General features: G+C 46.1%; 14 protein-coding genes. 9 read left to right on the forward strand and 5 right to left on the reverse strand.

Annotated elements, in window-relative coordinates; all coding sequences use genetic code 11:
• The 3 genes from J4G07_06035 to J4G07_06045 form a co-directional block, all read right to left on the reverse strand.
• On the reverse strand, nt 1-319 hold a 319-nt coding region (locus J4G07_06035), incomplete at its 3' end, for a hypothetical protein (protein ID MCE2413546.1).
• A gap of 18 nt (nt 320-337) precedes the next feature.
• Nucleotides 338-1630 (reverse strand): site-specific DNA-methyltransferase, encoded by a 1293-nt coding sequence (locus J4G07_06040; GenBank protein ID MCE2413547.1) that lies wholly within the window; start codon nt 1628-1630, stop codon nt 338-340.
• A gap of 182 nt (nt 1631-1812) precedes the next feature.
• Entirely contained in the window at nt 1813-2547 is a 735-nt protein-coding gene (locus J4G07_06045; GenBank protein ID MCE2413548.1) for a CPBP family intramembrane metalloprotease, read from the reverse strand.
• Nucleotides 2548-2648: 101 nt separating this feature from the next.
• On the opposite strand from J4G07_06045, the gene J4G07_06050 reads away from it, so the two are divergent.
• From J4G07_06050 to J4G07_06060, 3 genes are read left to right on the forward strand one after another with little or no spacing between them, the layout of a single operon-like run.
• Nucleotides 2649-3665, forward strand: a complete 1017-nt coding sequence (locus J4G07_06050; GenBank protein MCE2413549.1) for a glycosyltransferase family 9 protein — start codon at nt 2649-2651, stop codon at nt 3663-3665.
• Nucleotides 3659-5167 (forward strand): hypothetical protein, encoded by a 1509-nt coding sequence (locus J4G07_06055; protein MCE2413550.1) that lies wholly within the window; start codon nt 3659-3661, stop codon nt 5165-5167. The genes J4G07_06050 and J4G07_06055 overlap by 7 nt, the downstream gene beginning before the upstream one ends.
• On the forward strand, nt 5148-5822 hold the full coding sequence (locus J4G07_06060) for a TVP38/TMEM64 family protein (protein MCE2413551.1): 675 nt from the start codon (nt 5148-5150) through the stop codon (nt 5820-5822). The genes J4G07_06055 and J4G07_06060 overlap by 20 nt, the downstream gene beginning before the upstream one ends.
• Nucleotides 5823-5849: 27 nt before the next feature.
• Here J4G07_06060 and J4G07_06065 read toward each other — a convergent pair whose 3' ends face one another.
• On the reverse strand, nt 5850-7181 hold the full coding sequence (locus tag J4G07_06065) for a CCA tRNA nucleotidyltransferase (GenBank protein MCE2413552.1): 1332 nt from the start codon (nt 7179-7181) through the stop codon (nt 5850-5852).
• Nucleotides 7178-7807: a metal-dependent hydrolase gene (locus tag J4G07_06070; GenBank protein ID MCE2413553.1), complete on the reverse strand. Its 630-nt coding sequence runs from the start codon at nt 7805-7807 to the stop codon at nt 7178-7180. The genes J4G07_06065 and J4G07_06070 overlap by 4 nt, the downstream gene beginning before the upstream one ends.
• Before the next feature lie 455 nt (nt 7808-8262).
• On the opposite strand from J4G07_06070, the gene J4G07_06075 reads away from it, so the two are divergent.
• The 6 genes from J4G07_06075 (at nt 8263) to rbfA (ending at nt 13265) form a co-directional block, all read left to right on the forward strand.
• Nucleotides 8263-8712: a hypothetical protein gene (locus tag J4G07_06075; GenBank protein ID MCE2413554.1), complete on the forward strand. Its 450-nt coding sequence runs from the start codon at nt 8263-8265 to the stop codon at nt 8710-8712.
• Nucleotides 8713-8832: 120 nt separating this feature from the next.
• Complete coding sequence (gene nusA, locus J4G07_06080) at nt 8833-10149, forward strand: transcription termination/antitermination protein NusA (protein ID MCE2413555.1); 1317 nt, start codon at nt 8833-8835, stop codon at nt 10147-10149.
• Between the two features lie 15 nt (nt 10150-10164).
• The gene (locus J4G07_06085; protein MCE2413556.1) at nt 10165-10470 is read left to right on the forward strand and encodes a YlxR family protein; all 306 of its coding nucleotides are present in this window, start codon (nt 10165-10167) and stop codon (nt 10468-10470) included.
• On the forward strand, nt 10467-12512 hold the full coding sequence (gene infB, locus J4G07_06090) for a translation initiation factor IF-2 (GenBank protein ID MCE2413557.1): 2046 nt from the start codon (nt 10467-10469) through the stop codon (nt 12510-12512). The genes J4G07_06085 and infB overlap by 4 nt, the downstream gene beginning before the upstream one ends.
• Before the next feature lie 78 nt (nt 12513-12590).
• Entirely contained in the window at nt 12591-12875 is a 285-nt protein-coding gene (locus J4G07_06095) for a DUF503 domain-containing protein (protein MCE2413558.1), read from the forward strand.
• Between the two features lie 30 nt (nt 12876-12905).
• Nucleotides 12906-13265 (forward strand): 30S ribosome-binding factor RbfA, encoded by a 360-nt coding sequence (gene rbfA / locus J4G07_06100; protein ID MCE2413559.1) that lies wholly within the window; start codon nt 12906-12908, stop codon nt 13263-13265.
• Nucleotides 13266-13392 lie beyond the last annotated feature (127 nt).

Genomic DNA, 13392 nt, shown 5'->3' on the forward strand with positions numbered 1-13392 from the left:
TTGGATGCACTCCGATAACAACGTCTGAGGTCGCTGTGGATTGCGTATAAGTCTTGACACCCGATTTGTACTCTCTGTCAACTCCACCTCTACCCCCACCAGTAAAGGGGACCGATTGTTTTGCTGTTTTGACTTGCACGCGAATTATGTCCTCACTATCATCTGCTGTCTTACGGACAATAATGATGTCATAAGGCGATAGGGGTAGATCGACCAATGAGACATTCTGGTATCTTTTCATGAGAATTCCAGCAGCGATATGCTCATGGGCAAATCCATCTACTGAAGCTTGCCTGCCTCTTTCTTCTATTTTAAGCATGTTTCTGCCCTTGTTCCCTTACTTTTTCAAGACTAAGACCCAATCTGTGTTGATGCGTTCCCCTCTCGGTACCTTAATAAAATGTTTGATAATCTCTGAACCGAAGTACGTCTCTATCCCAAAACCAATATCTTCAGCAATTGGCATGAGATACTTCCAATTCTCGAATAACTGTCCTCGGATACGATTATTACCTACAACAATAATGTATCTACCGCCCTTGCGCAGCACCTTGTAGACTTCGGTAAGGTTCTTTCTCATATCCTCTAAATACTTAAAGGCAATGAACGCTCGTCTCGGATCCTCCTTAAAAATCTTCACTATCACTCTGTCTGCTTCTGGAACACCTATTTTGTGTTCAATCTTGTAATGTGAGGCTGAAACGCTTTCTGTTCCGACATTCAGTTTTTTCAAAGCGAGTAATGATTCCTGTGCAAAGCCGAGCCAATACATCTCTAATTGATGGGTCCTCGGATAGTCAACAGCATTGACATAAGGCGGTGAAGTTAACGCTAAATCAAAGTGATTCTCTTTATATTTTATGTTCCTCGCATCCATGTTCGTTGGAAATTCGGCGGTTGTGTCAAATGGGCAGTTTCGGGAAAATTCTATCATTTTGGGAACTTTTACCTCGAGCGCTTTCATGAACCGCTTCAAAGCATCGTTAGGATTAACTACTTTATTCAATTTCTTCCGGATTACCGTTCGGGTGCAATTGTTATCAGCGTTAGAAACAGAGCGGATGATAGAGGATAGGCAGACTTTGAAGAAATCTTTAACTGCCTCATCAGAATCAAGTTCGTGGATTCGCTTCTTTAAGTAGGTAAGTTCCAAAAGGATTTCTTTATTGAACCAATTGTCTCTATAAGGGAAGTCTGGTAAATCGCAGTGGGCAACCTGTGAGGGTTGGTAGTGAGAAATGGCTTCCAAAAGGACTTTTTGGGCTAATTTGAGTTCTTTCTCCGTCAAAGGAGTTACCTTCACCTTTGAAATGAAGCGGGAAAAAGGATCGACATCAATTCCAACAGAGTGGCGCTTTAAGAGAAGTGCTTCAACATTTGTGGTGCCGCTGCCCGCGAATGGATCAAGAATCTGGTCGTTTTCTTGAGAATATCGTTTAATAAGCCAACGCGGTAACTCGGGAAAAAATTTGGCAGGGTACTTGTGCAAGCCATGCGTTAGAAAACTCTGATCGTGACTAATGAACAAAAACCTGTCGCCATCCTTCGCTGGCAAGTCAACAGGAATATCGCCATCTACTCGAACAATGCTTTCGCCAAAGTCATTTACAATTTTGGTAATGTTATCCATAATCTTTGTATAGTGCAGTAGTGTTAAACTTCTGAAGTAATTGGAGAATCTTGAAAAAGGTTTTATACTTTAGTTCTTAAATTTATTGGCGAAAGGTGGCACAAAGTATTTGCATATTTTCACCCTCTTTTGCCAACTACTGTGATTATAGCACGATTGCCAATCAATTCGCAATGAAATTTTTATCCCCAAAGGCGAGGAAAAGTGACAGCTACTACATCCATTGTCATCGCGACAAGCCAGTGAATTGCCGCGCCATAGATAAATGATCGCGTTTCCAGGGCAAGTATCCCGAGCAATACACCCGCAATAACTGAACCAATCGCCTCTGGTAACGGCTTTGTATAGTGCATCACTGCGAATGGGATCGTCTGAATCAAGAGCGTATAGTTCCCGAATTTCCGTTCTAATCCGAAGAGCATAAACCCACGAAAAAAGAACTCCCAAGAAAACATATAAACACCATACGCGAGCTGATAGGGTAGGAACGCCTGCCAACTGCTTGACACTACTTTGCTGAGTGGATACTTTGCCACAAAGGGTGGATACACGATAACTGCGAGGATAACCACGGGTATCATCAGAAACCACGCTATTCCTGTCACACTCCATCCAAGTTTCTGATGACCGAGTCGAAATCCGTAGTCCTTCAACCGTTCTTTCGTTCCAAATTGCGCCACAAGAACAGGTGCGAGCAATAAGGTGAGTGCTGTCGTCAGAAACCAGTAATAATAGGAATGGCTCTCTACCAATGGGATATTGATAAAGTATTCTGCGAAGTGGTGTCTGAAGAAACTCCGTCGACTGTAATATCTGTGCATCATTAACAAAAGCCCAGAGGTGAGCAGAATAACAGTCGCTTGTCGTTCCCAACCGCATAGATATTTCTCTTTTAGGTTTTGGATACGGGAATTCATCTTGATATCTCGCTTATTTTAGGGTATTATACTGTCACTCGTGGAATTTAGCAAGAGGCAGTTTAAAGGGGGGTTCGGTCTCTCAGATATAAGAGAAGAAGATGTTATCAACTGAACAAATCGAGCGCATCTTAATTATCAGACTTGCACCACTCGGCGAAACGGTTTTAACAACGCCCGTCATTCGCGCCTTACGTCAGCATTTTCCAGATGCCTATATTGCTTATATGGTCGCTCCAACACGAGAGGACTTAGTGTCAGCAAATCCATACCTAAATGAGGTCCTTACCTATCAGCCATCGGTACCTAAACTCATTTATCAGATGGCTCGGCGTAAATTCCAAATGGCGGTCGTGTTGCAACCGACGTTCCGTCTCGTCCTTCATACATTTCTTGCAAGAATCCCGTTCCGTGTTGGATTTGAAACGAACGCTGCCGGAAAGAAATTGTTAAATCTCGCAGTCCGGAATGACACCTTACAGCATGAGACGCAACGCTATCTTGATGTCGTTCGGGCATTGGGCGTTGAAGTCGTGGCCAGTGAACCGGAAGTATTTGTTGATAGAGCAAGCATCGCGTGGGTGAACAATTTCCTTGAAAATCACAAGCTTAATGATAGCAAGCGCATTATCGGTCTCAATCCGGGTGCCGCGACCGCTTATCGCCGCTGGCACGCAGCGAATTTTGCGGTTCTCGGTGATCGGCTACATGAAACATATGGCGCACATATCATTATCACAACAGGACCGCGGGAAGGTGAATTAGCAGATCAGGTGACGGAACTGATGTCACATTCACCCGTTATTGTCAATCAGGCGACCCCGATGCAACTTGCGGCACTTTTACAAAGGTGTGATTTATACATCAGTAACGATACGGGACCGATGCACCTCAGCACCGCTGTGAAAACCCCGACGGTTGCCTTGTTTGGTGCTTCTAATCTTATCCAGTGGGCACCGCCATGGGACGGACATGCGGTGGTCGCGCGCAAAGAATGTTCGTTTATGAAAACACTATCGTCCAAAGAATGGGATGCATATCCCGATCGCGCACGTGAAAACCTTGAGGCGATTACCCCAGATACGGTTATGGCGGCAGTCGAGGGACTCACATGGTGAATTCTGAACGCAACCCAGCCGAAGAATTAAACGCGAAAGGCATCCAAAATTGTCTGACCGATATTTGTCGTAGAATGTATCGACAAGGACTCTTGCAGACGATCACGTCTACACTTTTCGGTGGGCTTGTGGTGCTTGTGGTGCTGTTCTTTCTGAACCGAGTCATTCCGCTACCGATGCGCATGTGGAGTATTAGTGGGACCATCATTCTTGTCGCGGTGGTTGTGGGTGTATGTCTCAGTGTCAAGCATCGCAAAGATTTAAATTTTGTCGCACGGGCTGTTGACGAAAAAATGGGGCTCAGTGAGCGTCTTGGGACGGCGTTTGGATTGATGCACACCAATCCTGAAAATGAATTTGCACGACTCCAAATTCGAGATGCTGCAGAGACCGCGACAACCTTGGATATTGCCAAAATAAGTCCGTATTGCCTACCAAAGTTCCTGAAATTCTTTCCGATTCCGTTGTTATTGATTGGGCTATCGTTTACTATTTCACCCTTCTATGAGGTGCCGCCACCATTGACGAATCCGCAGCAGGAAACATTAGGTAGCATAATTCAAAATCTTGACGGAAAACATGTTGAGAATTCGGACTTAAAGAGGCAAATTACCGATACTGTAAAAGAGCTGAAAGCTGCATCAGATCTCAACACAGCACAAAAACATATCAGCGACTTAAAGAAAGAGGTACGCAAGCAGCAAGCAGAGCAAACTGCTATTGCTGAAGCGACAGCAGCGAGCCAAAGTTTTCGTGGTATGGACGCCAACCAACTCGCGGCGGAACTAAAAAACCTCACTGAACAGGTTGAGATACCACCGGAACTTCAAGCCGAACTTATGGAACTCTTTGAACGTTTGGCTAAAAATCTACCAAAGGGCGCGCTCAGTGATTCACTGGATCAGATTCAGGGACAAGCGGTCACACCGGAAACGTTGCGGGACATCATCGCTGCGCTTGAGAAGATGGAAAAATTCACTGATCTCGAGCAACTGGAGGCACAACTCACAGCAAGCCAAAAGGAATTGGCATTGGCGACTATTGAAACTGAATCCGCTGGGGGCGGAATTGCGAATAGCGATGGCGGGCCTGGACAAGACACGGGGGATAGCGAGGTCGAGGGGAATCGCGAAGGCGTGTCGAATTCCGATCCATCCTCAGAATCACAGGCATCCGAATCAGGCAGAATGGAAAGTGAAACGAACGGATCAGATTCTACAACACCACTGATAGGTGAGGAAACACCAGTTTTACAGGTTAACGGAGAACAGTTGACACTGGCTGCGGGTGTCTCTGGTGATGCGGAGAATTTCTCTCGGGTCTTTACGGGTGAGGTGACCGACGATGTGCCTGCTTATTTACCCTTCGCCGACGTCGTCCTCAATGCTTCGCGTGCGTATGCTGAAGCCGTAGAAAATAACCGTATTCCTGTCCGATATCAGTCGCAGATTAAATCCTATTTAGAGGCAATTTCAAAAAAAAATGAAAAAGAGCATCATTAAAATACTAATTACCGTTGGGGTCGTTGCGGGTGTTTATCTCGTGTTGAGGTCGTACGGCGTAACAGATGATATTCGCTTAGAAAACGTCCCGAAAATCAAAACATGGGTGGCGAGTTTTGGAAGGATTGCTCCGTTAGTCTACATTGGACTCTATCTGGTATCCACTGTCTTTTTCCTTCCGGGTTCTCCAGTAACTATATTGGCGGGTTTCGTCTTCGGACCCTTGTGGGGTGTCTTTTACGCCTCTGTCGCTTCTATTATTTCTGTCTCCGTTGCTTTTCTGATCGCCCGTTATGTTGCCCGCGATCTCGTTGAAGGTTGGGTCAAAGACAATGCGCAATTCCGAAAAATAGATGAGCAGGTTGAAGAAGAGGGATGGCGTATCTTGATGTTTACACGTTTGGTCCCGATTTTCCCGTTTAACCTTCAAAACTATGCATACGGCCTCACCAGTATTCGGTTTACCACTTATGTGCTTGTCTCTGCTATCTTTATGTTACCCGGAACAGCAGTGTTTGTCCAACTCGGTGGGGCGTTTGTGAGTGGTGAGGGCAATACTTTGAAGACGCTGCTCTATCTTGGAATCGCTGGTGTGCTCATGCTCCTGCTATCTTTGATCCCGAGAGTGCTTAAAAAATATCAAACGAAATTGTAACTGAGAGAAACCGACGGGATAGGCGGGTTACGAGTGTTTCTGAATTAACGCCGCTACCGCAGCAAATGCTTCTTCACGGGTTCGGATTTCACCGTCAAATTGACGGTTCTCAATCTCTTTCAGCAGCTCACCAATTTTCTCGCCTTCTTTCAAATGAAATTCCTGAATCAGATCATCCCCTGTGATTAGTCTCCCCTGCTTGTAAATAGGTAGAATGTGTTCATAGTAAGTATCAGCGATCTGCTTAAGAATTGCAGGGTCAATCGGATACGCTGCTGCAGAATATAGAAGGATACCCCACCAATCGGACGCGTAAGTTCTCAGGAAGCGATTCATCTCTTTGTGTGTCAGTTGTGGGATTGTGTTTTTCAGTTTTTTGCTTCCTGAGATGAGGCATTCCATAAACTGCACCGCTTTTCGGCTGAACCGAAGACCTTCACCGATACCACCCAAGTTGTCTCCCAAAAGTAGGCTAAATTTGATGAGCGAACACCTATTGATTCCTACACTGAGTTCCTCTTGGAGGTAGCGATTAATTTCCTCGCGGTAAGCCCACAGCGGCATCGGAATTGGATCCTCCTCGAAGGTCTCCAGTGATATCCAAACCCGATGTGCCTCTTTTATGCTCGGAATGAGCTGTCTGAGTAATCCCGATGCTTCCATTTGTTGCAAGTACGGATGTGCTTTCTTAACGTGAAAAATTTTCATCAGTTCTTCCCGACACCGTTCCGCCGCTACATCAGACAACATCGACCGATATGCCATTACCAGATCGATTGCATCTTGGGAGATCTCGAAGTCTAACTGCGCTGCGAATCTATAAATCCGCAGGAGGCGCACTGGATCTGCTACCACCACCTGTTTGCTCGGAAATCGGAGCACGCCTGTCTCCAGGTCTTTCTTACCACCACATGGGTCAATTACCCGAGAGAGGATTTGTTTGCCTGCTGTATTTGTAAATGCCTCCATATCTTCAAGCGTAATTGCCATAGCATTAATTGTCAGGTCCCGAAGACGTAAATCGTCAGTGAGCGATGCGGCTCGGAACTGTGCGAAATCCATACTGAGTTGTGGCGTTTGTGGAGTGTTGTCCTGCTTAACAATGACACGGACTGTGGGCGGATTTTCTTCTAAGACGATAGCAATTGCCCCGATATTGGCTGCAAATGCTTTCGCAAACTGGATTGCATCAGAAGCCAGCGTGAAATCAATATCTGTCGTCTGACGTCCCAAGAACAGATCCCTCACGCTACCTCCTACGAGATAGAGCTGCACACCTCGATCTTTTGCGAAAGCCGCGAGTGCCTGTAGGATCGGATTATCAAATTGTTTTTGGGGGGACTGCGCCGTTACCTTCATTTTTTGGCTCGCACCTTCTGTCGTTGTGCTTTCCGCGAACGAAATAAAATCCCATCGAGATGAAGATGCGTCGCGTATCCGATAAAACTTGCTACATAGAACGGAAAACCGCTGCGGACGGTATCCATAAGTCCTTCCCACTCTCGCAAGGCATTGAGTGCGTCTAAGACGGTTCCATCTGTCCGCCACTCTGAATATGCGGCATAAATCGGAATTAACAGAAACACGCTCGGTATCAAAATCATCGTAACTCTGGCATGTGTCCATCCACGATGTTTACTCATAATTGGGAGCATCGCGAATAAACCCAGCAGTGCCGATTCCAGATACTTTTGCAAAAAAACGATCAGCACAACATTCAGCGCAAATAGTACGGAATAAAATATTTTCTGACTCTTGCTCTTAATATCAACGTCTGGCCACAATCCGAACAGGACTGCAACAGCAAAACAGCCGACAATTTTTACAATATCTCTCACCGGTGGAATGGTTGGATTCCATTCTTGTGGCACAGTATCATAAAGGATTGGAACAGCGAAGGTGGCGATAAGTGAGACGGTGAAAAAAGCACTATAGACGACTAACCCGCCGATCCAGTGTTCGCGGAACATACTCATGGAAAACATTATAGCATACTTATTACCGGAATGAAAATTACTTTTACCTCAATCAACAAGCGTGGTAACTTGGATTTAATTTGACTTCCAGCACAAAATATGATACAATTATGTAATAACCCTCACGAATCTTGCTTTTTTCAAGGGACCCCAGTGGCGAGGTCATCGAATTTTTGAGACACATTCGCCTTGAATTCCCAGAATTGGGCTTACTGAACAATTGGCTTGATTAAAAAAAGGAAAACGGCTATTATGTAACAATAGAGGTGGATGGGAGAGAATTGATATCCCGTTGCTTCGGCATCGGTAGGGTCGTAAAACGCAGTCTTTGGAATTCGGATGAGGTCTTTTTCCTTGATTGACCTATTCCTGTCAACTGTGCACTACGACATCACAAAAACCGCGAAAAACCTCTACGATTGGGAGTATCGCGTTTTTTTATTTTTTATATTATTATGTTAGATATGACAGCAGCCGAGAAAAACGCCATTATTGAGATGTTAGCACCAGTGCTTGACAGTGATGGTATTGAACTTGTGGATGTTGAAACACACTCAAAAACGCTGCGCCTCCTCATTCACAAACCAGATGGGCTTTCGGTGGCGGATTGTCAAATGGTGAACCAGGTGGTACGTCCGATCTTAGAAGTTCATGAGCATTTAGCAAACTATGCTCAGTTGGAAGTAGCTTCTCCGGGCATAGACAGACCTTTACGAACCGCTAAGGATTTTCAGCGAAATTGTGGGCGGACGGTTCAGATAGAAATCGCGAAAAAAAATGGACACACGCGCCAGATACAAGGCACTGTCGTAGAGGTGCATCCTGAAGAAGTTGTCTTAGCACTGTCTGATGGAAAGGACATTTCCATTAAAATTTCGCAAATTCTCAATGCCCGTATACACCTGGAATGGTAGAGAACAAGTGCCAAAGATACACTGCGAAAATAAAAAGATGGAAAGGAGCACGCGGACTGTTGATACAGGAAGACGCTTGCCGGCCTGTATAATAAAAAGAGACCGCGGACATCAATTATTATGTTAGAGAACCTCCAAAACGCTATACGTCAAAATACTGCACAAACAGATTTACCTGAAGAGGTATTCATTGAAGCGATAGAGGAGGCGCTGCGTGCCGCCGCGCGCCGAGTTTATGGTGCTGATGCTAATGTCTCTGTCGAGATTAATTTAGAGAAAGGTGATATACGCTGTTATGTCCCGAAGAAAGTCGTTAATATTATGCGTGATTTCTCGACAGAGATTCCGATTGAGCAAGCATTGAAACTCCAAGAGGACATTGCAGTCGGGGAGATACTGGATGTCGAAATCAACCCGAACGAGTTTGGACGGATTCCGGCACAGTTAGCGAAGCAAATTCTTTTCCAGAAAATCAAGCAGGCGGAGCGCGAAAAAATCTATCAAGAGTTTGCGGGGCGCGAAGGCGATGTTGTCACAGGTTATGTTCAACGTTTTGAGCGTGGTGGTATCATTTTGGATCTTGAGCAGACAGAAGCGTTTTTACCGCCTCGTGAGATGCCAAGATCCCAGAACTACGAGCGTGGTAAACGTTTGCAATGTCTCATTCTATCTGTGAAGAATGAGATGCGGGGTCCCCCGATTATTGTATCTCGAACCCATCGGGATTTGGTATCGATATTATTTGAGCAAGAGGTACCAGAAATCTATGAAGGTCAGGTTCAGATTATGGCGGTTGCGCGTGATCCTGGGAATCGAGCGAAAGTTGCTGTCAGGGCGACAGAAGAGGGTATCGATGCCGTAGGCACGTGTGTTGGTGTCAAGGGGATACGCGTCCAGACGATCGTTGGTGAACTTGATGATGAGAAGATAGATTTATTGGAATGGAGTGAAGATGCGAGCGTCTTTATTGCAAATGCTTTGGGGGCTCGAGTTGGTGTGCGTCGGGTTGAACTGAATGAGAAAGATAGGAGTGCGCTTGTGATTGTTCCTGACAATCAGTTGTCTTTAGCGATTGGACAACGAGGACAGAATGCGCGACTCGCTGCGAAATTGACAGGTTGGAAGGTCGACATAAAGGGTGAATCTGAAGATACTGTTTCGATTAATGAACTCTTTAAACCGGAAGACTCCGATGATACATCTGAGCAAGTCTCAGACAGTGAAGAAGAAAGTCCTGACCAAAGTCTGCCAGAACAGGAGACTGCCGATGTGCCGGATTCAGCAGAGGCAGAACAGGTCGTTGAATTGTCGGCGGACGTTGAGATAGACGCACACGCGGATGCTGTTGAAATTGAAGTCGCAGAGGGTCCGGACGCCGAGAAAGAGACGGACACATCTGCCTCTCCTGAGAGTGATGATTTTGATACTGAGTCTTAAAAGTGGGTGGAGTCATTGAGGGATGTTATTCGCACTTGCATTGGATGCCGTAGGAAATTACCGCAGAAAGCATTGGTTCGGTTCATGTGTCAGGCGGATGGAAAATTGCAAATTGACAGTCAAAAGAAGTTAGGCGGGCGTGGTGCTTACGTTTGTCTCTCTCAAGACTGTATTCAGAAAGCTTTTAAGTCTCCCAAACGGATTAATTCTTTATTACGTGTGCAACTGACAAGTGCGGATATCGCGCGGTTTGAACGGGTGCTTCTTCAAAGGACCCAACAGTCCATGGGTACAAAGGAAGAACAGGAGGTATTACTATGAACAAAGCCCAACCCCAGCGGGGGAAACCCGCCAAAGGGAGTCGAGAGAAAGATCAAGTCTCTGGTGGTATACGGGTTTATGAATTGGCAAAAGAATACAATCTAACAAACAAGGAACTTATCGCTCTGCTTGAGGAGCACGGCGTTCGCGTTAAAAGCGGGATGAGTGCCCTCGATGAGGATACCGTCTCCCTTATCGAATCAGAATTGGCTAACAAACCGGGCGAAGATACCGTTTCTACGTCCGAAGACGTCGCTGAAAACGCCTCAGAGTCCAAAGAAACTGACGCACCCGATGGCTTGCAGGTCGTGGAAGGCACAACTGTTGCTGACCTCGCGGCATTGCTGGAATTGCAGCCGCCAGCGTTGATTATGCGCCTCATGAAGTTGAAAGTGATGGCTAACATAAATCAGCGGCTTGATTATGATACGCTTGTGATGCTTTCGGAGCACTTGGGTTTTAAGGCAGTTCGGTCGAAAACCCTTGAAGAGGAGTTATTGGCAGAGATACCGGATGACCCAGAATCTTTACGACCTCGAGCACCCGTCATCACAATCATGGGACATGTGGACCATGGTAAAACCTCTCTTTTGGACTCTATTCGTCAATCAAATATCAGTGAATCTGAAGCGGGGAACATAACACAACATATTGGGGCATATCACGTAACATTAAAAGGTGGGAGTATCGTTTTCTTGGATACACCGGGGCACGCTGCTTTCACCGCGATGCGAGCGCGCGGAGCGCAAGTGACCGATATTGTCGTTCTCATTGTTGCAGCCGACGACGGCGTCATGCCGCAGACAATTGAGGCGATTAGTCACGCAAAAGCCGCAAAGGTTCCCATTGTCGTCGCAATTAACAAAATAGATGTCCCCGGCGCGCGTCCAGACTACGTCAAGCAACAATTGGCAGAACAGGAACTCCTGCCAGAGGACTGGGGTGGACAAACAATTTGTGTTGAAACCTCCGCTATAGATGGAACAGGGATTGACTTTTTACTTGAAATGCTCCTTTTGGAAGCAGCTCTGTTGGAACTCAAAGCCAACCCAAGTAAGCCTGCGCGAGGTGTTGTGATTGAAGCAGAGGTTGACAAAGGACGCGGTGCCGTCGCAACCGTCCTCGTCCAGTCAGGCACATTGCGGGTGGGTGATGTTTTTGTTTCAGGTAGGTATTCCGGAAAAGTGAGAGCAATGATGGACGATTTCGGGAAGCGTATGAAAGCAGCTGGACCTTCATCCCCTGTTGAAGTGCTCGGTTTTACTGGCGTCCCAGAAGCAGGTGACAGATTCTATGTCGTCGAGTCCGATAAGGATGCACGTACTATCAGTGAGACCCGCCAGGACCAGTACCGCAATGAAAAACTCGGTGCAAATAGCCACGTCAGTTTGGATAATCTATTCCAACAAATTCAGGAAGGTGAAATCAAAGAGTTGAACGTTGTTCTTAAAGGCGATGTGCAAGGTTCCGTGCAAGCCGTTGCGTCATCTTTGCTCGAATTGAGTACCGATGAGGTTAAGATCAATATTATTCATCAAGCAGTCGGGGGAATCACTGAAACCGACATTTTGCTCGCCTCTGCTTCTGACGCGATTGTCGTCGGCTTCAACGTTCATCCTACAACGGAGGCGGTGCAGGCTAAAGAGATGGAGGGGATTGATGTTCGTACCTACAACATCATTTACAATCTCATCTCCTATATTCGTTCTGCTATGGAAGGCCTGCTTGATCCTGAGGTCCGAGAAGTCGTTATCGGGCGTGCTGAAGTCCGTGAATTATTTAAAGTTCCACGCCTCGGTTTGGTCGCTGGTAGTTACGTCAATTGGGGACGAATTTCCTACAACCAACCCCTGCGTATCCTTCGCGACAATCGACTGATTCACGAAGGTAAAGTCAATTCGCTACGCCGGTTCAAGGACAATGTGAATGAGGTGCAAGCGAACTACGAATGTGGCATAGGGATAGAGACGTTTGCGGATTTGAAAGTCGGTGATGTTCTTGAATGTTATGTTCACGAACACATCGCGCGCTCACTGTCGTAAATCGGTTCTGTTCCTATAGTAGCGTATTTTCATAAGCCGTGCGGTCGTCCATCGCACCCACAATTAACTGACACTTTCATGCACATTGGTGTTTGTAAAATTCGTCTCCGAATCCCGGAAAGCCACTCACTGAAAGCGAAACGCCGGGTTGTCAAAAGTCTCATCGCGAGACTCAAAAACCGCTTCAACATTGCTATCGCTGAAGTTGAAGCATTGGAGGCGCATCAGTTCGCCATATTAGCTGCCGTTTCAGTTTCCAACGATGTTGTACATCTGAATAAGATTATCTCGCATCTCATCTCTTTTATTGAGACGAATGCCGATGCTGAATTAGTAGATTACGAAACGGAGTTTTTCTTTTGATAAAATTTGCATGCAAGAGGTAGAATTGATATGGTAGAAAATAGAAGACAAGATCGGGTAGGTGCCCTCATTCAGCGAGAATTAAGCGAACTTATCCAACGCTCTGTTAAGGATCCGCGCGTCGCGTTTTGCACTGTCACACAGGCATCCATGTCCCCGGATCTGAAGTATGTGGATGTGAAGGTGAGCGTTATCGGCGATGAGGAGCAGAAAAGCAAGACGCTTGCAGGTTTAAAGAGTGCAGCAGGCTTCCTGAGACGTGAGATTGGAAATCGTCTGACGCTTCGGTATTCGCCGGAGCTTCGTTTCGCTATAGATGAATCCGCTGACTATCTCTTTAAAATAGATGGGCTTCTCAAGTCTGTGACGACTGAAGACGAAACTACGTGATAGACCCAAGCCTAAAGACTTGGGCTTCTGCAAAGTTGTTTTTCTTTACAGAAGCATTCGTGGACCTCAAACGACATTGCTTTTGTTTTGAGAATGTCGGATCGGAGTCGAAAAGGTAAGCCATGCA

It is taken from the genome of Candidatus Poribacteria bacterium, from assembly GCA_021295715.1.
In the GTDB taxonomy this organism is placed as follows: domain Bacteria; phylum Poribacteria; class WGA-4E; order WGA-4E; family WGA-3G; genus WGA-3G.

Excerpts from the sequence above, each read along its gene's own strand:
- J4G07_06065 (MCE2413552.1), bottom strand. The coding sequence starts at position 7,181 with ATGAAGGTAACGGCGCAGTCCCCCCAAAAACAATTTGATAATCCGATC.
- J4G07_06095 (MCE2413558.1), top strand. The coding sequence starts at position 12,591 with ATGCACATTGGTGTTTGTAAAATTCGTCTCCGAATCCCGGAAAGCCAC.
- J4G07_06055 (MCE2413550.1), top strand. The coding sequence starts at position 3,659 with ATGGTGAATTCTGAACGCAACCCAGCCGAAGAATTAAACGCGAAAGGC.
- J4G07_06070 (MCE2413553.1), bottom strand. The coding sequence starts at position 7,807 with ATGTTTTCCATGAGTATGTTCCGCGAACACTGGATCGGCGGGTTAGTC.
- rbfA (MCE2413559.1), top strand. The coding sequence starts at position 12,906 with ATGGTAGAAAATAGAAGACAAGATCGGGTAGGTGCCCTCATTCAGCGA.
- J4G07_06075 (MCE2413554.1), top strand. The coding sequence starts at position 8,263 with ATGACAGCAGCCGAGAAAAACGCCATTATTGAGATGTTAGCACCAGTG.
- J4G07_06040 (MCE2413547.1), bottom strand. The coding sequence starts at position 1,630 with ATGGATAACATTACCAAAATTGTAAATGACTTTGGCGAAAGCATTGTT.
- J4G07_06045 (MCE2413548.1), bottom strand. The coding sequence starts at position 2,547 with ATGAATTCCCGTATCCAAAACCTAAAAGAGAAATATCTATGCGGTTGG.
- infB (MCE2413557.1), top strand. The coding sequence starts at position 10,467 with ATGAACAAAGCCCAACCCCAGCGGGGGAAACCCGCCAAAGGGAGTCGA.
- J4G07_06050 (MCE2413549.1), top strand. The coding sequence starts at position 2,649 with ATGTTATCAACTGAACAAATCGAGCGCATCTTAATTATCAGACTTGCA.
- J4G07_06060 (MCE2413551.1), top strand. The coding sequence starts at position 5,148 with ATGAAAAAGAGCATCATTAAAATACTAATTACCGTTGGGGTCGTTGCG.
- nusA (MCE2413555.1), top strand. The coding sequence starts at position 8,833 with ATGTTAGAGAACCTCCAAAACGCTATACGTCAAAATACTGCACAAACA.